Raw genomic sequence first — 20,427 nt, forward strand, 5'->3', positions numbered from 1 at the left:
GCAGCAGGAGCAGAAGAACCATGGCGAACGCACCGGTCCAGCGCATGTCCCAGTTGATGGCGAAGACGTTGCGCGACGACCCCGCGGACGCCGAGGTCCTCAGCCACAAGCTGCTCGTCCGCGCCGGGTACGTGCGCCGTACCGCCGCCGGCATCTGGAGCTGGCTGCCCCTCGGCAAGAAGGTGCTGGCCAACGTCGAGCGGATCGTCCGCGAGGAGATGGACGCCATCGGCGCCCAGGAGGTCCTGCTCCCCGCCATCCTGCCGCGCGAGCCCTACGAGGCCACCGGTCGCTGGGACGAGTACGGACCCGAGCTGTTCCGCCTCCAGGACCGCAAGGGCGGCGACTATCTCCTCGGCCCCACCCACGAGGAGATCTTCACCCTCCTGGTGAAGGACCAGGCGTCCTCCTACAAGGACCTGCCGGTCATCCTCTACCAGATCCAGAACAAGTACCGCGACGAGGCCCGCCCCCGCGCCGGCATCCTGCGCGGCCGCGAGTTCCTGATGAAGGACTCCTACTCCTTCGACACCGAGGACGACGGCCTCGCCCAGTCCTACGCCCTGCACCGCGAGGCCTACCAGAAGATCTTCGCGCGGCTCGGTCTCGACTACCGTATCTGCGCCGCGACCGCCGGCGCGATGGGCGGCTCCAAGTCCGAGGAGTTCCTCGCCCCGGCCGAGGCCGGCGAGGACACCTTCGCCGACTGCCCGAACTGCGACTTCGCCGCCAACACCGAGGCGACCACGTACGAGTTGAAGCCCGTCGACGCCTCGGACGTCCCGGCCGCCGAGGACATCCCCACCCCCGACACCCCGACCATCGAGACCCTCGCCGCCTCCCTCGGCGTCCCTGCCTCCGCGACCCTGAAGAACCTCCTCGTGAAGGTCGACGGCGAGATCGTCGCCGTCGGCGTCCCGGGCGACCGCGAGGTCGACATGGACAAGGTCGAGGCGCACTTCGCCCCGGCCGCCGTCGAGCTGGTCACCGAGACGGACTTCGCGGTCCGCCCCGACCTGGTCCGCGGCTACGTCGGACCGCAGGGCCTGGACAAGCTCACGTACATCGCCGACCCGCGGGTCGCCCCGGGCACGGCCTGGATCACCGGCGCCAACAAGGCCGGCACGCACACGAAGAACGTGGTCGCGGGCCGCGACTTCGAGGTCGACGAGTACGTCGACGTCGTGGTCGTCCAGCAGGGCGACCCCTGCCCGAAGTGCGGCACGGGCCTCGTCCTCGACCGCGCCATCGAGATCGGCCACATCTTCCAGCTGGGCCGCAAGTACGCCGACGCCCTCAAGCTCGACGTCCTCGGCCAGAACGGCAAGCCGGTCCGCGTCACCATGGGCTCCTACGGCGTCGGCGTCTCCCGCGCGGTGGCCGCCCTGGCCGAGCAGACCGCGGACGACAAGGGTTTGTGCTGGCCCAAGGAGGTCGCCCCGGCCGACGTCCACGTGGTCGCCGCCGGCAAGGCCCTCCAGACCGAACTGGCCCTCGACATCTCCGGGAAGCTGGCCGCCGCCGGTGTCCGCGTCCTGGTCGACGACCGCCCCGGCGTCTCCCCGGGCGTCAAGTTCACCGACTCCGAGCTGATCGGCGTACCGCAGATCCTGGTGGCCGGGCGGCGCGCGGCCGACGGCGTCGTGGAACTGAAGGACCGCCGCACCGGCGAGCGCGAGGAACTGACGGTCGAGGAGGCCGTCGCCCGCCTCACGGCGTGAGAGCCGAAGCCTCCGGGCGCCGGGCAGGCCGACGGCCTCCCGGCGTCGGGAGGGCTGATGGTTCCCGCCGGCGTCGGGCGGCCGACCGTCCCGCGGGCGTCGATCGGCCGGGGGGACTTTCCCCGCCGGGCAGGCTGACTGATCGTGACCTGGCGTCGGGCCGAGCCGGGTGGCCGGGCCGGGCGACCTTTCCCTGCCGGACTACTCGTCCTGCCGGGCCGCCCCTGATTACGGATTGGGCCGACCGGCCCACGGGCGAGCAGACCGTCCCCCTCGGTGTCGGGCGGACTCACCTTTCCCCCGAGGCGTGGGGCGGCCCGGGCAACCTCCCCCGGGCGGGCAGGCCGACTGACCGCGCCCGTCCGGCGGCGCTGGGGGACAGGGCCCATTCAGGGCCGAGGCGGCGACCGCGGGCGGCCGCCCCGTAGCTCAGCCGAAACGCCCTACAACCACCCGGCGAACTCCAGCAACAGCTCCGCATCGCGGGGCCGACCCACCCGTCCCGCCCGCACACCCGACTCCACGGCCCGGAACAGTGTCCAGCCGCGCAGCCGCTCCTGGTCCACGTCCAGGGACTCGGCCAGCCGCTTCACCCGGCGCCGGGTCGTGGCCGCGCCGGACGGCTGGGCGATGAGGTCCTCCACCCGGTCGCGAACCAGCCGGGCCAGATCGAAGGCGCACTCGCCCACCACCGGGTCGGGCCCCACGGCCAGCCACGGCATCCGCTCCCCGGAGAGCACCTTGCTCTGCCTGAACGTGCCGTGCAGCAACCGGTGTTCGGGCGGCGCGGCCAGCAGCTCCTCGCGCGTCGCGAGCGCCACGTCGACCAGCGGGGCCACCTCGGAATCGACCTGGGCACGCGCCCGCATCGCCTCGGCCTGCCGCCCGGTCCGCTCGGCCACTGTCTCGAAGGGGAAGCCGGCGGGCGGCTCGACCCACAGCCGCCGCAGCGTCCCCGCCGCCTCCAGCAGCGCCTTCGCCTCCGGCAGCGATCGCACCGACACGTCCGGATGCAGCCGCTCCAGCAGCAGCACACCCTCGGCCGACGGGGGTGCATCTCCGCTCGAGCGAAGCCGAGAGCTGGGTGGAGGTTCGAGCAGTTGCACGGCGCCCCGCCCGGACCAGTGCGCGAGCGCGGCCCGCTCCGCCTCCGGCCGTGCCCGGCCCGGTGCCAGCTTCAGCACGGCGGGCGTCCCCTCGGCGGTCCGCACCAGCACGACCAGGCTGCTGCGCCCGCCCGGCAGCTGCACCCGCTCCACGGTCAACTCGCGTAGCGCGACGGCCCGCTGCGCCGCCTCGGGCAGCTTCTCCAGCCAGTCGTCACCGTCCGGTGCCGTCTCACCGAGCGCTCTGGACAGGCGCTGCGGCGGTTCGAAAGCCATGCGCGAGTGATTCCCTTCATGCTGTCCGCGGTGCGTGCCCCGCGCGGGTCACGCCGTCGGCGCCGCCGGGGGCGGGGCCGTGCCGGCCCGCTCGGCGAGCCCAGGGAAGGCTACGCTCTCCCCGCGCCAGCGCACCGCCCGCACCGCCGCCTCCCGCAGCGCCTCGGCGGCCAGCGCCCGCCGCTCGCCGCTCGCCGCCCGCACCAGGTCGGAGTAGACCCCGGCCACCCGGTCCTCCAGCTCGGTGGCGAGCCGCGCGGCAGCCGCCGCGTCCGGTACCTGGAACGGCAGCGCGTACCCGGCGGCCGCCGCCACCGGCTTGCCCCCCGCATCCCTCACTTCGCGCACCAGCGCGTCCCGGCGTGCCCGGTGCGCGTCGTAGGCGGTCCGTGCCTCGACGCGTCGCGCCTCGCCGATCCGCCCGCCGACGACGCCGTACCCGTACACCGCCGCGTGCTCGGCCGCCAGTGCCGCCTGCAGGGCCCGCAGCTCCCGGTCCTTCGCCTCGCTCACGCGTTCCCCTTGGTCAGCAGATACACGTGCGCCGCCCCGGCCGCCGCCACCGAGGCCAGCAGCCGCGCCAGCTCGCCGGGTGCGCCGAGCAGCGCTTCGGCCCGCCGGTCGGCGAGCTCCCGCTCGGCGGTCGCCAGTGCGGCCAGGGCGTCCTTGTCGTTGTCCGGCACCTCGGGCGCCGGGGAGGGAGGCGCCGAGTCCGGGACCTCGGGCGCCGAGGAGGGCGATCCCGACGGGGAGGCCTTCCGGCCGCCCCCGAACGCCTGCGCGTGCCGCACGGCCTCCTCCCGCAGTGGCCGCAGCCGCTCCGCGAGGGCCGGCCTGGCGGCGATCACGGCGTCGTACCGCTCCACCAGCCCCTCGCTGTCCCGCGCCGCACGCGCGCGTGCCCGGCGCTCGGCCGCCGACGGGCCGTCGTCGGCCGCGTCCTTCGGACCGGCGGTGCAGCCCGCCAGGACGAGGGCCGTCGAACCGACGGCGAGCAGGCTCCTTCTGCGCGGCCCCGAGCGGGCGCGCGGCGATGAGGGGAACGGCACGTCAGACGTCCTCGGGGGCTCGTTGAGAGAAAGAAGCGACTTCCAGGGCTGCACGCCCGTGATCACGGTACCCGGGCCCCTGCCCGCGACCACTCAGCGGCACCGTTCGTGACCGGGTGGACGGCAACACTCCCTGCGACCGGATACCCTTTGACCAGACACGCGACCCATCCCACAACAGCACACGCGGCCGAGGAGTCACCCGGATGAGCACCACCCAGAGCGAGAGGCTGCGAGAACTGCTGGAACCGCTCGTCAGCTCTCAGGGCCTGGATCTCGAAGAGATCGAAGTGGACTCCGTCGGCCGAAAGCGTGTGCTGCGCGTCGTCGTCGACTCGGACACCGGTGCGGACCTGGACCAGATCGCCGATGTGAGCCGCGCGCTCTCGGCGAAGCTCGACGAGACGGACGCGATGGGCGAGGGCGAGTACACCCTCGAGGTCGGCACCCCGGGCGCGGAGCGCCTCCTCACGGAACACCGGCACTACGTCCGTGCCACGGACCGGCTGGTGAAATTCCAGCTGGCGGAGGGCGGCGAGCTGGTCGCCAGGATCCTCAAGGTCGACGACGAGGGCGTCGACACCGAGGTGCCCGGGGTCAAGGGGCGCAAGCCCACCGCACGCAGGCTCGCCTTCGACGACATCGTCCGGGCGCGCGTGCAAGTCGAGTTCAGCCGTAAGGACAAGAAGGAAGAGGAGGCGTAGCCGTGGACATCGACATGAGTGCCCTGCGGGGCTTGGTTCGGGAGAAGGAGATCTCCTTCGACCTGCTGGTCGAGGCGATCGAGTCGGCCCTCCTCATCGCCTACCACCGCACCGAGGGAAGCCGCCGCCACGCGCGCGTGGAGCTCAACCGGGAGACCGGCCATGTGACCGTGTGGGCGAAGGAGGACCCCGACGACCTCGAGGAGGGCCAGGAGCCCCGCGAGTTCGACGACACCCCGTCCGGCTTCGGCCGTATCGCCGCCACCACGGCCAAGCAGGTCATCCTGCAGCGCCTGCGCGACGCCGAGGACGACGCGACGCTCGGCGAGTACGCCGGCCGGGAGGGCGACATCGTCACGGGCGTGGTCCAGCAGGGCCGCGACCCGAAGAACGTGCTCGTCGACATCGGCAAGCTCGAGGCCATCCTGCCGGTGCAGGAGCAGGTGCCGGGCGAGACCTACCCGCACGGCCTGCGGCTGCGGTCGTACGTCGTCCGGGTGGCCAAGGGCGTCCGCGGTCCGTCCGTGACGCTGTCGCGTACGCACCCCAACCTGGTGAAGAAGCTCTTCGCCCTGGAGGTGCCGGAGATCGCCGACGGGTCCGTGGAGATCGCCGCGATCGCCCGCGAGGCCGGTCACCGCACGAAGATCGCCGTACGGTCCACCCGTTCCGGCCTGAACGCCAAGGGCGCCTGCATCGGCCCCATGGGCGGCCGGGTACGCAACGTGATGGGCGAGCTGAACGGTGAGAAGATCGACATCGTCGACTGGTCGGAGGACCCGGCCGAGATGGTGGCGAACGCGCTGTCCCCGGCCCGGGTCTCCAAGGTCGAGATCGTGGACATGGCAACCCGGTCGGCCCGGGTGACCGTGCCCGATTACCAGTTGTCCCTGGCCATCGGCAAGGAGGGGCAGAACGCCCGCCTCGCGGCCCGGCTGACCGGCTGGCGGATCGACATCCGCCCGGACACCGAGCCTGCCGCCGGGGACGGCTCCGGGGAATAGATCCAAGCCGCGCGTCGTTCAGATCACGACAGGTTCGTGCGCGGAACTGTTCGAATCCTGCCCCAAAGGGGTGAGGAACGTACGGGGAGGTAGACTTAGCAGTGTCTGGCCGGACGCGAGCCCGCGCATGCCCTGAACGCACTTGTGTGGGGTGTCGGGAGCGAGCGGCCAAGGCCGAACTGCTGCGGATCGTGGCGATCAAGGACGCATGCGTTCCTGATCCTCGCGGTACGCTGCCCGGCCGGGGTGCGTACGTTCACCCCACTACGGTCTGTCTCGACCAGGCGGTACGCCGCCGGGCGTTCACGAGGGCACTGCGCGCCCCGGGAGCGCTCGACACAAAGGCGTTGCGCCGATACGTCGAGCAGACGACAGTTGCCGAGCAGGCAACACGGTAAGACGTGCCGTACGGAACCCCGTGCGGCTAGGTACCTCGCGAGTCGAAAGCAGGTCGAGATTGCGATGAGCACTCGATGAGTACGCGATGAGTACGCCCATGAACTAGCGACGGTCCGGACGCAACCCGGACCTCAAAGGAGCGAAGTGGCTAAGGTCCGGGTCTACGAACTCGCCAAGGAGTTCGGTGTCGAGAGCAAGGTCGTCATGGCCAAGCTCCAGGAACTCGGTGAATTCGTCCGTTCGGCGTCTTCGACCATCGAAGCGCCCGTTGTACGCAAGCTGACGGACGCCCTCCAGCAGGGCAACGGAGGCGGCAAGTCCGCCCCTGCCCGCAAGGCTGCCCCGGCGAAGCCGGCAGCCCCCTCTCCGGCGCAGGCTGCCCGTCCGGCCGCCCCGCGCCCGCCGGCTCCCAAGCCGGCCGCCGAGAAGCCCGCGGCTCCGGCCGCGCCGGCCACTCCCGGCCCCCGTCCCACCCCGGGCCCGAAGCCCGCGCCGCGGCCCGCCCCGGCGTCCCCGGCTCCGACCACGCCCGAGTTCACGGCACCTCCGTCGACGCCCGCCGCGCCGGCTGCTTCCCAGGGTTCCGGCCCGCGTCCGGGCGCCCCGCGTCCGGCCGGCCAGGCTCCGCGTCCGGGTGCTCCGCGTCCGGGTGGTTCCGGCCAGGGTGGCCAGGGTCGTGGTGACCGTGGCGACCGTCCCGGCGCCTCGCGTCCGGGTGGCGGCGCCCCGCGTCCCGGTGCCCGTCCGGCGGGTCCCCGTCCCGGCAACAACCCGTTCACTTCTGGTGGCTCCACCGGCATGGCGCGCCCGCAGGCGCCCCGTCCGGGCGGTGCCCCGCGTCCGGGCGGCCCCGGTGCGCCCGGTGGCGCCCCGCGTCCGCAGGGCCAGGGCCAGGGCGGTCCCCGTCCGCAGGGCGCCGGCGGCGGTCCTCGTCCGCAGGCTCCGGGCGGCGCGCGTCCGACCCCGGGCGGCATGCCCCGCCCGCAGGGCGGCGGTCCGCGTCCCGGCGGCGGTCCCGGCGGCCCGCGTCCCAACCCCGGCATGATGCCGCAGCGTCCGGCTGCCGGTCCGCGTCCCGGCGGCGGTGGCCCCGGTGGCCGCGGTCCCGGTGGCGCTGGCCGTCCCGGTGGCGGCGGCGGTCGCCCGGGTGGCGGCGGCTTCGCCGGTCGTCCCGGTGGCGGCGGTGGCGGCGGTTTCGCCGGTCGTCCGGGTGGTCCCGGTGGCGGCGGTGGCGGCGGTTTCGCCGGTCGTCCGGGTGGTCCCGGCGGCGGTGGCCGTCCCGGCTTCGGCGGTCGTCCCGGTGGTCCCGGTGGCCGTGGCGGCACGCAGGGTGCGTTCGGCCGTCCCGGCGGTCCGGCGCGTCGTGGCCGCAAGTCGAAGCGGCAGCGCCGCCAGGAGTACGAGGCCATGCAGGCCCCGTCGGTCGGCGGTGTGATGCTGCCTCGCGGCAACGGCGAGACCGTTCGCCTGTCGCGTGGTGCCTCGCTCACCGACTTCGCGGAGAAGATCAACGCCAACCCGGCGTCGCTCGTCGCGGTCATGATGAACCTCGGCGAGATGGTCACGGCCACGCAGTCCGTCTCCGACGAGACGCTGCAGCTCCTCGCCGACGAGATGAACTACACGGTTCAGATCGTCAGCCCCGAGGAGGAGGACCGCGAGCTCCTCGAGTCCTTCGACATCGAGTTCGGCGAGGACGAGGGCGACGAGGAGGACCTGATGGTCCGCCCGCCGGTCGTCACCGTCATGGGTCACGTCGACCACGGTAAGACCCGGCTCCTCGACGCCATCCGCAAGACGAACGTCATCGCGGGCGAGGCCGGCGGCATCACCCAGCACATCGGTGCCTACCAGGTCGCGACCGAGGTCAACGACGAAGAGCGCAAGATCACCTTCATCGACACCCCGGGTCACGAGGCGTTCACCGCCATGCGTGCCCGTGGTGCGCGGTCGACGGACATCGCGATCCTGGTCGTCGCGGCCAACGACGGCGTCATGCCGCAGACGGTCGAGGCGCTCAACCACGCCAAGGCGGCCGAGGTCCCGATCGTCGTCGCGGTCAACAAGATCGACGTCGAGGGTGCCGACCCGACCAAGGTGCGCGGTCAGCTGACCGAGTACGGCCTCGTGGCCGAGGAGTACGGCGGCGACACGATGTTCGTCGACATCTCCGCCAAGCAGGGTCTGCACATCGACTCCCTGCTGGAGGCCGTGGTCCTCACGGCCGACGCCTCGCTCGACCTGCGGGCCAACCCGCACCAGGACGCGCAGGGCATCGCGATCGAGTCCCGTCTCGACCGCGGCCGGGGTGCCGTGTCGACGGTCCTCGTCCAGCGCGGCACGCTGCGGGTCGGCGACACCATGGTGGTCGGCGACGCGTACGGCCGAGTCCGGGCGATGCACGACGACAACGGCAACCTCGTCACCGAGGCCGGCCCGTCGACGCCGGTGCAGGTCCTGGGCCTCACCAACGTCCCGGGTGCGGGCGACAACTTCCTCGTCGTCGACGAGGACCGTACGGCCCGTCAGATCGCGGAGAAGCGTGCGGCGCGCGAGCGCAACGCGGCCTTCGCGAAGCGCACGCGCCGTGTGTCGCTGGAGGACCTGGACAAGGTGCTCAAGGCCGGCGAGGTCCAGCAGCTGAACCTGATCATCAAGGGTGACGCTTCCGGTTCCGTCGAGGCCCTCGAGTCCTCGCTGCTCCAGCTGGACGTCGGCGAAGAGGTCGACATCCGCGTCCTGCACCGAGGCGTCGGTGCGGTCACGGAGTCCGACATCGACCTGGCCATGGGCTCGGACGCCATCGTGATCGGCTTCAACGTGCGCGCCGCCGGGCGTGCGCAGCAGATGGCCGAGCGCGAGGGTGTCGACGTCCGGTACTACTCGGTCATCTACCAGGCGATCGAGGAGATCGAGGCGGCCCTCAAGGGCATGCTCAAGCCGGAGTACGAAGAGGTCGAGCTCGGTACGGCGGAGATCCGCGAGGTCTTCAAGTCGTCCAAGCTGGGCAACATCGCGGGTGTTCTCATCCGCTCCGGCGAGGTCAAGCGCAACACCAAGGCGCGCCTCATCCGCGACGGCAAGGTGGTCGCGGAGAACCTCAACATCGAGGGTCTGCGTCGCTTCAAGGACGACGTCACCGAGATCCGCGAAGGGTTCGAGGGCGGTATCAACCTCGGCAACTTCAACGACATCAAGGTCGACGACGTCATCGCGACGTACGAGATGCGCGAGAAGCCGCGCGTCTGAGCGCTCGGGCTTCCGAGACGGTCCGGTCCGGGGCCGGTCGACGGAGAGTAATTTCCGTCGATCGGCCCCGGCCGTTCGTTGTACGGTTCTGATGTCCCTGCCACGCGGATGGCAGGGCCATCGATCCCGTACCGGCGGGTCATCCGGACACACATGTACGTGGGGACTCTGTCCTTCGACCTGCTCCTCGGCGACGTACGGTCGCTGAAGGAGAAGCGCTCCGTCGTCCGCCCCATCGTCGCCGAGCTCCAGCGCAAGTACGCGGTGAGCGCGGCCGAGGTGGATCACATGGACCTCCACCGCAGGGCCGTCATCGGCCTCGCGTTGGTGTCCGGTGATGCGGGGCACCTGAGCGACGTACTCGACCGGTGCGAACGGCTGGTGGCCGGCCGCCCCGAGGTGGAGTTGCTGTCCGTCAGGCGGCGCTTCCACGGCGAAGACGACTGACGAACCGAGAACGAACCGGACAGGAAAGAACGGGAGACGGACCAGTGGCCGACAACGCGCGGGCTAAAAGGCTGGCGGACCTCATCCGAGAGGTGGTGGCCCAGAAGCTGCAGCGCGGGATCAAGGACCCGCGGCTCGGCTCGCACGTCACCATCACGGACACCCGGGTCACGGGTGACCTCAGGGAGGCGACCGTCTTCTACACCGTGTACGGGGACGACGAGGAGCGCGCTGCGGCCGCCGCCGGCCTGGAGAGCGCCAAGGGCATCCTGCGCTCCGAGGTGGGACGGGCGGCCGGTGTGAAGTTCACGCCGACCCTGACCTTCGTCATGGACGCCCTCCCGGACACCGCCCGGAACATCGAGGACCTTCTCGACAAGGCGCGGCAGTCCGACGAGAAGGTGCGCGAGGCGTCCGCCGGTGCGAAGTACGCCGGTGACGCCGACCCGTACCGCAAGCCGGACGAGGACGACGAGACGGACGACACCGCCGAATGACCCAGAAGCACACCACGCCCGACGGCCTGGTCATCGTCGACAAGCCGTCGGGCTTCACTTCGCACGACGTCGTCGCCAAGATGCGCGGCATCGCCAGAACACGACGCGTCGGGCACGCCGGCACGCTCGACCCGATGGCGACGGGCGTGCTCGTCCTCGGCGTGGAGAAGGCCACCAAGCTCCTCGGCCACCTCGCGCTGACCGAGAAGGAGTACCTGGGCACCATCCGGCTCGGGCAGAACACCCTCACCGACGACGCCGAGGGGGAGATCACCTCCTCAACCGACGCCTCCGGGGTCACCCGCGACGCCGTCGACGCCGGTGTCGCCAAGCTGACCGGCGACATCATGCAGGTGCCGTCCAAGGTCAGCGCCATCAAGATCAACGGCGTGCGGTCCTACAAGCGGGCCCGGGAGGGCGAGGAGTTCGACATCCCGGCCCGGCCGGTCACGGTCTCCTCCTTCGGCGTGTACGACGTCCGGGACGCCGTCGCCGACGACGGCACGGCCGTACTCGACCTGGTCGTCTCGGTCGTCTGCTCCTCGGGTACGTACATCCGGGCCCTGGCCCGCGACTTGGGCGCCGACCTCGGCGTCGGTGGTCACCTCACCGCCCTGCGGCGTACCCGCGTCGGCCCCTACAAGCTGGACGCGGCCCGCACGCTCGACCAGCTCCAGCAGGATCTGACCGTGATGCCGATCGCGGAGGCCGCCACGGCCGCGTTCCCCCGCTGGGACGTCGACGCACGGCGGGCCAAGCTGCTCACCAACGGCGTACGGCTGGAGATGCCCGAGACGTACGCGGGCGCCGGCGCGGTCGCCGTCTTCGACCCGGAGGGGCGTTTCCTCGCCCTCGTCGAGGAGCAGCGGGGCAAGGCCAAGAGCCTGGCAGTCTTCGCCTGACGGAGGAACCGGGGACCGGGCACCCGCCCGTGGAGCGGCGGCCACGGGGTACCCCCCCACTGCCGCCGCTCCACGATCCCCCTCGGTTCCCCCACCCCTAAGGTGTATCCAGCCGCCCCCGTTCCTTCACCCGTCCGTGCGGGCGCTCGGAGTGAACCGGGGGAGCGGAAGGGGGCGCTTCCGCAGAGCGATCTGTCCCGCTGATCATCGCGCCCCTACTGTCGAACGCGAGGGCACGGGTGTACGGCGGGGAGGCTCGACGATGGCGTCGCGGAACGGGTCCCGGGAGGCGGACGACAGCCCACAAGGCGGCCGGGACCGCTCCGGAACAGCAGGGCACGAGGACAGGGCGACCCCGGCGGACGCCCTCGTCCGTATCCACGATCCGTCCGGCCGCCCTCGCGGCACCGGCTTCCTGGCCGACCACCACGGCACGCTGATCACCAGCCACGAGGCCGTCGACGGCCTGCCCCGGCTCGTGCTGCACGGGGCCGGGGGGCGCCGCCGGGTGGTGGCCGCCGACGCGGTCACCCCGCTGCCCGCGCTGGACCTGGCCCTCGTACGGACCGAGGGGCTCGGCGTGCCGCCGCTGCCCGTCACCGTGCGGGACGGCGCCGGGACCGGCGCCTATGTGCGGATCGCCGCGGGCGGCTGGCGCGAGGCGCGGGTGCTGGGCCGGGCCGCTGTGACGTACGCCGCCAAGGACCGCTGTCACCGCCTCGACGCCCTGGAGCTGGCGGTCGGCACGGCGGGGCGGGACGCGCTGCGGCTGGGCGGTGGAGCGGCCGGCGGGCCCGTGCTCGACGCCGTGACCGGAGCCGTCGTCGGAGTCCTCGGCACTGCGCTCAGCTCCGACCACCGCGACGTCGGGTTCGCCGTACCGCTGCACGCCCGGGTCCCCGGAGCGGGGGGCCCGCTCGCCGAGTTGCTCGCCGAGAACGCGGCGACGGTCCCCGCCTACGGGGCCGATCTGAACCTTGCCGGGGTGCTGGAGCTGACCGGCACCTCGGTGGAACTGGACGGCCCACCCGGCGGGACCGGTGTCCCGGAGCCGGTCGAACGGGCGGCCGTGGTCGCCGAGTTGAGTGCCTTCGCGGCAGGACCGGCGACCGTCCTCGGGCTCGTCGGGGCGCCCGGCAGCGGTCGTACGACGGAACTCGCCGCCCTCGCCGCGCGCCGCCGTCGCGGCGGGCACCCCACGCTGTGGCTGCGCGGCTGCGAAATGCGGGACGGTGACGCGTCGGTGGCGGACGCCGTCCGCCGGGCGCTGACCCGGGCCGCCCCTGTCGTGGCCGCCTCCCGGGCCCCGTTCCCCGCCGACCTGCGCGACACCACGCCCGAGCGTCTCGCCCGGCTCGCCGGTGCCCACGGCCGGCCCCTGCTGCTCCTCCTGGACGGCCCCGAGGAGATGCCGCTGGACCCGGCCCGCCGCCCGGCCGACTGGACGGGCGGCACGGTGCGGTGGCTGCGGGAGACCGGGGCGCGGCTGGTGGTGGCGTGCCGGGCGGAGTACTGGGAGGGGGTGTCGGGCCCGCTGCACCGGCCCGTGTGTGTGCGTCTCGGCGACCTCACCGAGGAGGAGGCCCGGCAGGCCCGCCTGCGGTACGGCGTCCCGGAGAACGCCCTCGTCGACACCGACGCCCGGCATCCCCTGACCCTCCGTCTGCTCGCCGAGATCCGGGCCGCGCTCACCGGCGCCCCGGACCTCCCCGCGGCCCCCCTCGACCGGCACGAGGTCCTCTCCGCCCACCTGGACCTGATGTCCCTGCGCATCGCCACCCGCCTGGCCGCCGGAAACGGCCTGCGCGGCACCGCCGTACGCCGACTGGCCGCAAAGGTCGCCGGGCAGGTGCACGAGGCCGCCCGGCGCAGCCTCGGCCCCGGGCCGGGGGACCTGGACCGCGAGACGTTCGAGGCGGTGTTCCCGTGGGGGCCCGCCCCGAAGCGGCTCGGCGGCGGCACCGGCTGGGCGTCGGCCGTGCTCGCCGAGGGGCTGCTCGTGCCCGCCGGGCCCGGCTACCGCTTCGCCCACGAGGAGCTCGGCGACTGGCTCCAGGGCACGCACCTCGACCTCGACGCGGCTCTGCACGCCCTCGTCCACCGCGGCGAGGAGGCCCAGTCGGAGCCCGTGCCGCACCACCGCATCGGGCCGGTCGTCCAGGCCCTGCTGTGCCTCGCCCGCCAGCACGGTGCCGGCCGACTCGCCACCCGCCTGGCCGACCTCGTACACGCCCTGGACGCCGATCCACGATCCTGGTGGGCCACCCGGCTGCTCGCCGGGACGTTGTCGGCCCTGCCCGACGCGGCGCCGTACGCGCAGGTGCTGCGGATGCTCGCCGACCGGATCGTGGCGTGGCGGCGGCAGGAGCGGCCCGTGCCCGAGGAGCTCGGGCCCGCTTTCTGGACCGGTGTACGGCTGCCGGAGGAGGCGCGCTGTGCGCTGCTGCGGCGGCTGGTGCACGCCGACGGGCCGCCGTGCGAGGCCGGGCCCCGCTTCCTGGACGCCGTCGCCGGACTCCTCGCACGCGACCCCACCGCCGTGCAACCGCAGCTCGCCCACTGGTTCGACGACGAGCAGCCGCTGCCCGCGACCCCGCACGCGACCGTCGCCACCGCCGCGCAGGCGCTGCTGCACACCCACCGTCACGGTGCCCTGGACGATCTGATCGACGTGCTCGTCGACCGCGCGCACCCGCGGGCCGACGAACTCCTCGCCGTGCTGGCCGAGGAGGAGCCCTCGGCCATGTGCCGGGCCGTCGACCGGTGGGCGCGCGACGAGCGGCCGACGCGGCGGAACGCCGTGGCGGCGCACGGACTGCGCGTCGCGCCGCATGTGAGCACGACAGACGACCGTGCCCTCCTGCGCTACACGGCCCTCACCCTGCTCGCCCGCCCCGCCGACCGCGCCCAGCACGGCGGCGCACTCGCCCTCCTGGTCCAGGATCCCCACACCCGGGCCCGCTACCTCCCGCGGGCGCTGGAGTACTTCGCGGCGGGCGACCCGCAGGTCTCACCGGACGCGCTGGCCGGGGCCCTCCTGACCGACCCCGAGCCGGTCCTCGGGGCCTTCGCGGCCCGGCTGGAGCGGCCGGACGCGCAGGAGGCGCTGCGGGCCCTCGCCGACGCGTGCTCGCCCGGCCTGGCCCGGCGGGTCGCCGCGCTGGTGTGCTGGGCGGCACAGCGGCGGCCGGAACTCCCCGGGCAGGTGGCCGCTTACGCGGACCAGCGGCTCGACCGGGGACCAGGCGCCCGGCCCGTGCTCCGCCCGCTGGTCACCGGCCTCCTGGAAGGCGGTGACGTGCGGCTGCGCTGTGCCCTCACCACCGTCCTCACCCTGCCCGGCATCCCCGCCTCGCGTCCGCTGCGCCGCGAACTGCGCGACGCGCTCCTGGCCCGCGAGCACGACACCGACGTCCTGGACGCGCTGCTGCAGGCCGCCGCCCGCAACGGCGGCGACGACCTGCGCGACCTCGTCCACCGCATCGGACTGCTCCTCGTGCGCACGCCGGAGGGCGCCACCCGCTTCGACCGCGCCCTGGTCGACCTGGGACGGCACGTGCCCGGCTTCGCCGCGCGTGCGGCCGGCTGGCTGGCCGAGGCGCCCGAGGAGTGGGCGGCGCTGGTCGGGCCCAGTTCGCACCGCACGATCGAGACTCTCGCGGGCGCGGGCGTCCCGGCATGACCGGCCTCCCGGAGGCCTGGCCGCAGCACGGTGCCGTGCGCCCTGTCACAGCCCCCATGCCGATGCGGGCAGGAGGCACCCGGCATGGCACCCTTAGACCTGCGCACGAGGCAATCACGAACAACCGACCGGACACGGGTTCGACGAGCTTTCGACAAGGAGCAGGCACAGTGCAGCGCTGGCGTGGCTTGGAGGACATCCCCCAGGACTGGGGGCGCAGCGTCGTCACCATCGGCTCCTACGACGGAGTCCACCGCGGACACCAGCTGATCATCCGGCACGCCGTGGGCCGCGCCCGGGAGCTGGGCGTGCCCGCCGTCGTCGTCACCTTCGACCCGCACCCCAGCGAGGTCGTCCGGCCCGGCAGTCACCCGCCGCTGCTCGCCCCGCACCACCGCCGCGCGGAACTCATGGCCGACCTGGGCGTGGACGCGGTGCTCATCCTCCCCTTCACGACCGAGTTCTCGAAGCTGTCCCCGGCCGACTTCGTCGTCAAGGTCCTGGTCGACAAGCTGCACGCCAAGGCCGTCGTCGAGGGCCCCAACTTCCGCTTCGGCCACAAGGCCGCCGGGAACGTGGAGTTCCTGGCCACGCAGGGCAAGACCTACGACTTCGAGGTCGAGGTCGTCGACCTGTATGTGACCGGCGAGGCGGGCGGCGGCGAGCCGTTCTCCTCGACGCTGACGCGGCGACTGGTCGCCGAGGGGGACGTCCGGGGCGCGGCGGAGATCCTGGGCCGACCGCACCGGGTCGAGGGCGTCGTCGTCCGAGGCGCGCAGCGCGGGCGTGAACTGGGCTTCCCGACGGCCAACGTCGAGACGCTGCCGCACACGGCCGTCCCGGCCGACGGTGTGTACGCCGGCTGGCTGCACGCCCAGGGGGAAGTGATGCCCGCCGCGATCTCCGTGGGGACGAATCCGCAGTTCCAGGGGACCGAACGCACCGTGGAGGCGTACGCCATCGACCGGGTGGGGCTCGATCTGTACGGGCTGCACGTCGGGGTCGACTTCCTGGCGTTCGTGCGGGGGCAGGCGAAGTTCGAGACGCTGGACGCGCTGTTGGTTCAGATGGGGCAGGACGTGCAGAAGTGCAGGGAGTTGGTGGCGGCTGCGGGGGCTGCCTAGCTCTCGGCTGGGCCCTCCGCGGGTGCGTTGTGGCTTGTCGCGCAGTTCCCCGCGCCCCTGAGGGACGTCGCCCAGTGGCAAGCGACCTGTGACTCTCCGCGCCCGCTCAGCACTTCCAGGTCCTGGTGTCTGCACGCGTCCGCCACACCCGCCCGCTCCGCCTCTCCACCCGCCAGGATCTGGCAGCGGGCGTGGAAGCGGCAGCCTGACGGGACGTGAGTGGGGTCCGGGGGCTCGCCGGTGAGGACCACCGGGACCCCGGGAGCCTCCGGGAGCACGGACATGAGCGCCTGTGTGTAGGGATGCCGGGGGGCCGTGAGGACCTGCTCCACCGCGCCCGTCTCCACGATCCGGCCCAGGTACATCACGGCGACCCGGTCGGCAATGTTCCACGCCAGGCCCAGATCGTGCGTGACGACCAGCGCGGACAGGCGCAGTTCGGTGCGCAGGCGCAGCAGCAGGGCGAGGATCTCGCCGCGTACCGAGGCGTCCAGGGACGCCACCGGCTCGTCGGCCACGAGGAGTTCGGGTTCCAGGGCGAGCGCGCCGGCGATGACGACCCGCTGGCGCTGCCCGCCGGACAGTTCGTGCGGGTAGCGCAGGAAGAACCGCTCCGGGGGGCGCAGGCCGGCCCGGGACAGGGCCTCGGCGACCGCCGCGCGTTCGCCGCCGCCGAAGCCGTGGATGCGCAGGCCCTCGGCGACCGCGTCGTACACCGTGTGACGCGGGTTGAGGGAGCCGCTCGGGTCCTGGAGGACCAGCTGGACGCGCTTGCGGTAGGCCTTGAGGGACCGGCCGGAGTGGTCCAGCGGCCGGCCGTCGAAGGTGACCCGGCCCGCCGTCGGCTCGACCAGTCCGAGCAAACTGCGGGCCAGGGTCGTCTTGCCGCAGCCGGACTCGCCGACCAGCGCGACGATCTCGCCGGGGCGGATGTCGAGGTCGACGCCGTCCACCGCGCGGGCCCGGGGGCCGCCGTGCCGGCCGGGGAAGGTGACGCTCAGGCCCTGGGCGCTCAGCAGTGGGGCCGTGGTGACCTCGGGGGCCGGAGGGGATGTGGTCATGGCGTGCCGGGCCTCGCTTCCTCCAGGGTCTCGGGTTCTTCCGCCGACCGTTCGTCGAGGGGCGCGGGGCCCTGGGGTGCCTCACGGGTCTCGGGTTCCTCGGCCGACGACTCACCGCGGGCCGCCGGGCCCTGGACCGCCTCACGGGTCTCGGGTTCCTCGGCCGACCGCTCACCGCCGGCCCCAGGGCCCTGGACCGCCTTACGGGCCTCGGGTTCGGTCGGCGCACGCCCTGCACGGGCCTCAGCTTCCGTCGGCGCACGCCCTGCACGGGTCTCCGCTTCCGCCCCCGGCGGGCCGACCAGCACACACGCCGCCCGGCGCTCCGGCCCCGCCCCGCGCAGCACCGGGTCCTCCTCGGCACACGACTCCAGCGCCACCGGGCACCGGGGATGGAAGGTGCAGCCGGACGGCAGCGCGGCCGGGTCCGGTGGGTCGCCCGGCAGCCCCTGCGGCGCGAACCGGGAAGCCGGGTCGCCGATGCGCGGGAACGCGGCCGACAGGGCCCGGGCGTACGGATGCTGGGCGTCCTCGTACACCTGGGCGGCCGGCCCCTCCTCGACCACCCGGCCCGCGTACATCACCGCGAGCCGGTCACAGGTGTCCGCGAGGACCGCCAGGTCGTGACTGATCATGATCAGTCCGAGGTCCTGGCCGGCGACCAGCTGCTCGATGAGCCGCAGGATCTGGGCCTGGATCATCACGTCGAGGGCGGTGGTCGGCTCGTCGGCGATGATCAGCCGAGGGTCGCAGGCCAGGGCCATGGCGATCATGACCCGCTGGCGCTGCCCACCGGAAAGTTCATGGGGGTACGCGTCCGCGCGGGCCGCCGGCAGACCGACCTGCTCCAGCAGCTCGCCGGTCCTCCTCTTGGCCCCGGCGGCGGTCGCCTTCCGGTGCAGCAGGATCGGCTCCGCGATCTGGTCGCCGACGCGGTGCACGGCGTTGAGGGAGTGCATCGCGCCCTGGAAGACGATGGAGGCCCCGGCCCAGCGGACCGCCCGGACCCGGCCCCACTTCATGGTCAGCACATCCTCGCCGTCGAGAAGCACCTCCCCGGTGACGCGGGTGCCCGACGGCAGCAGCCGCAGCAGGGCCAGCGCCAGCGTGGACTTGCCGCAGCCGGACTCCCCGGCGAGGCCGAGCTTGTGGCCCGCCTCCAGCCGCACATCCACCCCGCGCACGGCGGCCGCCCCGCCCGCGTACGTCACGGTCAGGTTCCTGACGTCCAGCAGACTCAACGCGACACCCCCAGCCTGGGGTTGAGGACGGACTCCACGGCCCGCCCGCACAACGTGAACGCCAGCGCCACCACGGCGATGGCGATGCCCGGAGGCACCAGGTACCACCAGTCCCCGGCACTGACCGCGCCCGCCTCCCGCGCGTCCTGGAGCAGCCCGCCCCAGGACACGACCGCCGGGTCACCCAGGCCGAGGAAGGCGAGCGTCGCCTCGGCGAGGATGGCCGAGGAGATGATCAGGGTCGTCTGGGCCAGCACCAGCGGCATCACATTGGGCAGGACGTGCCGGGACATGATGTGCCGGTGGCCGCCGCCGAGCGCCCTCGCCCGCTCGATGTACGGCCGGGTCTCCACTGCCAGGGTCTGGGCGCGTACCAGCCGGGCGGTGGTGGGCCAGGTGGTGACGCCGATCGCGACGACGGTCGTGGTCAGCGAACGGGACATCACCGTCGCCAGGGCGATCGCCAGCACCAGCGTCGGCATGACCAGGAACCAGTCGGTGATCCGCATCATCACCGTCGCGTACCAGCCCCTGAAGTGCCCCGCCGTCACCCCGATCAGGGTGCCGATCGCGACCGACAGCACCGCCGCGAGCAACCCGACCAGCAGCGACACCCGCGAGCCCCAGATCACCAGGCCCAGCAGGTCCCGCCCGAACTGGTCGGTTCCGAGCGGGAACTCGGCACTCGGGCTCTGCATCGGACGCCCCGGCGCTTCGGTCACGCTGCTCACGTCGGAGCCGACGAACAGCGGTGCGAACAGCGCAAGCAGCGCGCACAGCGAGAGCGCCGTCAGGCCGTACAGCCCCGCCCGTTCGGAGCGGTACTGCCGCCAGAAGCGGGCGACGGAGGCCCGACGCCGCTGCCGGGCGAGGGCGCGCGGGCTCGGGGCCGTCTCGGTCGTCGTCATCGGGCCACCCGGGGGTCCAGCAGCGGATAGACCAGGTCGGCGAGGGTGTTCATCAGGATCACCGCGGCGGCGAACACGAAGAACAGCCCCTGCACGAGCGGCAGGTCGGGCACGCTCAGCGCCTGGTAGAACAGTCCGCCCAGGCCCGGCCAGGAGAACACCGTCTCCACCAGGATCACGCCCGCCACCGTCCGGCCGAGGTTGATGAAGATCAGCGTCACGGTCGGCAGCAGCGCGTTCGGCACGGCGTGCCGACGGCGTACGAGGTCGTCGCGCAGCCCCTTGGCCCGCGCCGTCGTCAGATAGTCGCCGCCCATCTCGTCCAGCAGCGCCGACCGGGTGACCAGCAGCGTCTGCCCGTACTCCACGGCCACCAGCGTCACCACCGGCAGCACAAGGTGGTGCGCCACGTCGACCACGTACGCGAAGCCCTCCTTGCCGCCCGACTCCATGCCACCGGTGGGGAACATCCCCGGCAGCGGGCCGATGCCCACCGACAGCACGATGATCAGCAGCAGTCCCAGCCAGAAGGACGGGATGGAGTACAGCGTCAGCGCGAGACCGGTGTTGACGCGGTCACCGAGCTTGCCGTGCCGCCATGCCGACCGGGTGCCGAGGAAGATGCCCAGCGCCGTGTAGAGGACGAACGCGGTCCCGGTCAGCAGCAGGGTGTTCGGCAGCGCCTCAGTGATCTTGTCGACGACGGGGGCGCGGAACTGGTACGACGTGCCGAAGTCGCCGGTCAGCGCCTTGCCGCAGTAGTCCGTGAACTGCCGCCACAGCGGCAGGTCGAGCCCGAACTCCTCGCGGTAGGAGGCCAGTTGCTCGGCCGACACCTGACGGCCGCCGGTCATGGTCTTCACCGGATCGCCGGGGATCAGCCGGAAGAGGAAGAAGCTGGTGACGAGCACGGCCAGCAGCGACACGGCGGCGCCCGCCACCTTGCCCGCCAGGTACCGCGGGTACGCGGAGCGCTTGCGTCCCCGCGGCCCGGCTGCCGTCCGCTGTCCGTCCTCGACCAGCGCGGGGGTCGCGTCAGCGGTCATGAGTGTCCGCT

General features: G+C 73.1%; 17 protein-coding genes. 10 read left to right on the forward strand and 7 right to left on the reverse strand.

The genetic code is table 11. The features are described from left to right. The first annotated feature begins 20 nt into the window (after positions 1-20). A complete protein-coding gene (locus ACWD1U_RS15920; protein WP_451107875.1) occupies positions 21-1,721 on the forward strand; it encodes a proline--tRNA ligase in 1,701 nt (566 codons plus the stop codon). 443 nt (positions 1,722-2,164) lie between these two features. On the opposite strand, the gene ACWD1U_RS15925 is transcribed toward ACWD1U_RS15920, so the two are convergent. Genes ACWD1U_RS15925 through ACWD1U_RS15935 form a run of 3 tightly spaced genes read right to left on the reverse strand, consistent with a single transcriptional unit; the run spans position 2,165 to position 4,152 of the window. Next, positions 2,165-3,103 (reverse strand): aminoglycoside phosphotransferase family protein, encoded by a 939-nt coding sequence (locus tag ACWD1U_RS15925; RefSeq protein WP_451107877.1) that lies wholly within the window; start codon positions 3,101-3,103, stop codon positions 2,165-2,167. 48 nt (positions 3,104-3,151) lie between these two features. Continuing rightward, entirely contained in the window at positions 3,152-3,616 is a 465-nt protein-coding gene (locus ACWD1U_RS15930; RefSeq protein WP_451107879.1) for a ferritin-like domain-containing protein, read from the reverse strand. After that, the gene (locus tag ACWD1U_RS15935; RefSeq protein WP_451107880.1) at positions 3,613-4,152 is read right to left on the reverse strand and encodes a hypothetical protein; all 540 of its coding nucleotides are present in this window, start codon (positions 4,150-4,152) and stop codon (positions 3,613-3,615) included. The genes ACWD1U_RS15930 and ACWD1U_RS15935 overlap by 4 nt, the downstream gene beginning before the upstream one ends. A gap of 206 nt (positions 4,153-4,358) precedes the next feature. On the opposite strand from ACWD1U_RS15935, the gene rimP reads away from it, so the two are divergent. From rimP to ACWD1U_RS15980, 9 genes are all read left to right on the forward strand, one after another. Beyond that, positions 4,359-4,856 carry a ribosome maturation factor RimP gene (gene rimP, locus ACWD1U_RS15940; RefSeq protein WP_451107882.1) on the forward strand — a complete coding sequence of 166 codons (498 nt, stop codon included), beginning with the start codon at positions 4,359-4,361 and terminating at the stop codon, positions 4,854-4,856. A gap of 2 nt (positions 4,857-4,858) precedes the next feature. Continuing rightward, positions 4,859-5,860, forward strand: a complete 1,002-nt coding sequence (nusA, locus tag ACWD1U_RS15945; RefSeq protein WP_451107883.1) for a transcription termination factor NusA — start codon at positions 4,859-4,861, stop codon at positions 5,858-5,860. Positions 5,861-5,961: 101 nt separating this feature from the next. Further along, positions 5,962-6,258 (forward strand): YlxR family protein, encoded by a 297-nt coding sequence (locus tag ACWD1U_RS15950; protein WP_451107884.1) that lies wholly within the window; start codon positions 5,962-5,964, stop codon positions 6,256-6,258. A 145-nt stretch (positions 6,259-6,403) separates the two neighbouring features. Then, the gene (gene infB / locus ACWD1U_RS15955; RefSeq protein ID WP_451107886.1) at positions 6,404-9,508 is read left to right on the forward strand and encodes a translation initiation factor IF-2; all 3,105 of its coding nucleotides are present in this window, start codon (positions 6,404-6,406) and stop codon (positions 9,506-9,508) included. A gap of 153 nt (positions 9,509-9,661) precedes the next feature. Next, positions 9,662-9,955 (forward strand): DUF503 domain-containing protein, encoded by a 294-nt coding sequence (locus tag ACWD1U_RS15960; RefSeq protein WP_190053521.1) that lies wholly within the window; start codon positions 9,662-9,664, stop codon positions 9,953-9,955. 44 nt (positions 9,956-9,999) lie between these two features. Next, positions 10,000-10,452: a 30S ribosome-binding factor RbfA gene (gene rbfA / locus ACWD1U_RS15965; RefSeq protein ID WP_389617220.1), complete on the forward strand. Its 453-nt coding sequence runs from the start codon at positions 10,000-10,002 to the stop codon at positions 10,450-10,452. Then, positions 10,449-11,354 carry a tRNA pseudouridine(55) synthase TruB gene (truB, locus tag ACWD1U_RS15970; RefSeq protein WP_451107887.1) on the forward strand — a complete coding sequence of 302 codons (906 nt, stop codon included), beginning with the start codon at positions 10,449-10,451 and terminating at the stop codon, positions 11,352-11,354. Before rbfA ends, truB begins: the two co-directional genes overlap by 4 nt. Positions 11,355-11,616: 262 nt before the next feature. Further along, entirely contained in the window at positions 11,617-15,036 is a 3,420-nt protein-coding gene (locus ACWD1U_RS15975; RefSeq protein ID WP_451107889.1) for a trypsin-like peptidase domain-containing protein, read from the forward strand. Positions 15,037-15,206: 170 nt separating this feature from the next. Beyond that, positions 15,207-16,160, forward strand: a complete 954-nt coding sequence (locus ACWD1U_RS15980) for a bifunctional riboflavin kinase/FAD synthetase (RefSeq protein WP_451107890.1) — start codon at positions 15,207-15,209, stop codon at positions 16,158-16,160. Here ACWD1U_RS15980 and ACWD1U_RS15985 read toward each other — a convergent pair. Genes ACWD1U_RS15985 through ACWD1U_RS16000 form a run of 4 tightly spaced genes read right to left on the reverse strand, consistent with a single transcriptional unit; the run spans position 16,157 to position 20,416 of the window. Further along, positions 16,157-17,221, reverse strand: a complete 1,065-nt coding sequence (locus tag ACWD1U_RS15985) for an oligopeptide/dipeptide ABC transporter ATP-binding protein (RefSeq protein WP_451107891.1) — start codon at positions 17,219-17,221, stop codon at positions 16,157-16,159. The genes ACWD1U_RS15980 and ACWD1U_RS15985 overlap by 4 nt on opposite strands. Continuing rightward, positions 17,218-18,462 carry an oligopeptide/dipeptide ABC transporter ATP-binding protein gene (locus ACWD1U_RS15990; RefSeq protein ID WP_451107893.1) on the reverse strand — a complete coding sequence of 415 codons (1,245 nt, stop codon included), beginning with the start codon at positions 18,460-18,462 and terminating at the stop codon, positions 17,218-17,220. The genes ACWD1U_RS15985 and ACWD1U_RS15990 overlap by 4 nt, the downstream gene beginning before the upstream one ends. Next, entirely contained in the window at positions 18,459-19,370 is a 912-nt protein-coding gene (locus tag ACWD1U_RS15995; protein ID WP_451107894.1) for an ABC transporter permease, read from the reverse strand. Before ACWD1U_RS15995 ends, ACWD1U_RS15990 begins: the two co-directional genes overlap by 4 nt. Then, a complete protein-coding gene (locus ACWD1U_RS16000; RefSeq protein WP_451107896.1) occupies positions 19,367-20,416 on the reverse strand; it encodes an ABC transporter permease in 1,050 nt (349 codons plus the stop codon). The genes ACWD1U_RS15995 and ACWD1U_RS16000 overlap by 4 nt, the downstream gene beginning before the upstream one ends. Positions 20,417-20,427: the final 11 nt, after the last annotated feature.

Source organism: Streptomyces sp. NPDC002788, from assembly GCF_053592115.1.

Excerpts from the sequence above, each read along its gene's own strand:
- ACWD1U_RS16000 (WP_451107896.1), bottom strand. The coding sequence starts at position 20,416 with ATGACCGCTGACGCGACCCCCGCGCTGGTCGAGGACGGACAGCGGACG.
- ACWD1U_RS15925 (WP_451107877.1), bottom strand. The coding sequence starts at position 3,103 with ATGGCTTTCGAACCGCCGCAGCGCCTGTCCAGAGCGCTCGGTGAGACG.
- ACWD1U_RS15960 (WP_190053521.1), top strand. The coding sequence starts at position 9,662 with ATGTACGTGGGGACTCTGTCCTTCGACCTGCTCCTCGGCGACGTACGG.
- truB (WP_451107887.1), top strand. The coding sequence starts at position 10,449 with ATGACCCAGAAGCACACCACGCCCGACGGCCTGGTCATCGTCGACAAG.
- rimP (WP_451107882.1), top strand. The coding sequence starts at position 4,359 with ATGAGCACCACCCAGAGCGAGAGGCTGCGAGAACTGCTGGAACCGCTC.
- ACWD1U_RS15920 (WP_451107875.1), top strand. The coding sequence starts at position 21 with ATGGCGAACGCACCGGTCCAGCGCATGTCCCAGTTGATGGCGAAGACG.
- ACWD1U_RS15975 (WP_451107889.1), top strand. The coding sequence starts at position 11,617 with ATGGCGTCGCGGAACGGGTCCCGGGAGGCGGACGACAGCCCACAAGGC.
- ACWD1U_RS15995 (WP_451107894.1), bottom strand. The coding sequence starts at position 19,370 with ATGACGACGACCGAGACGGCCCCGAGCCCGCGCGCCCTCGCCCGGCAG.
- ACWD1U_RS15985 (WP_451107891.1), bottom strand. The coding sequence starts at position 17,221 with ATGACCACATCCCCTCCGGCCCCCGAGGTCACCACGGCCCCACTGCTG.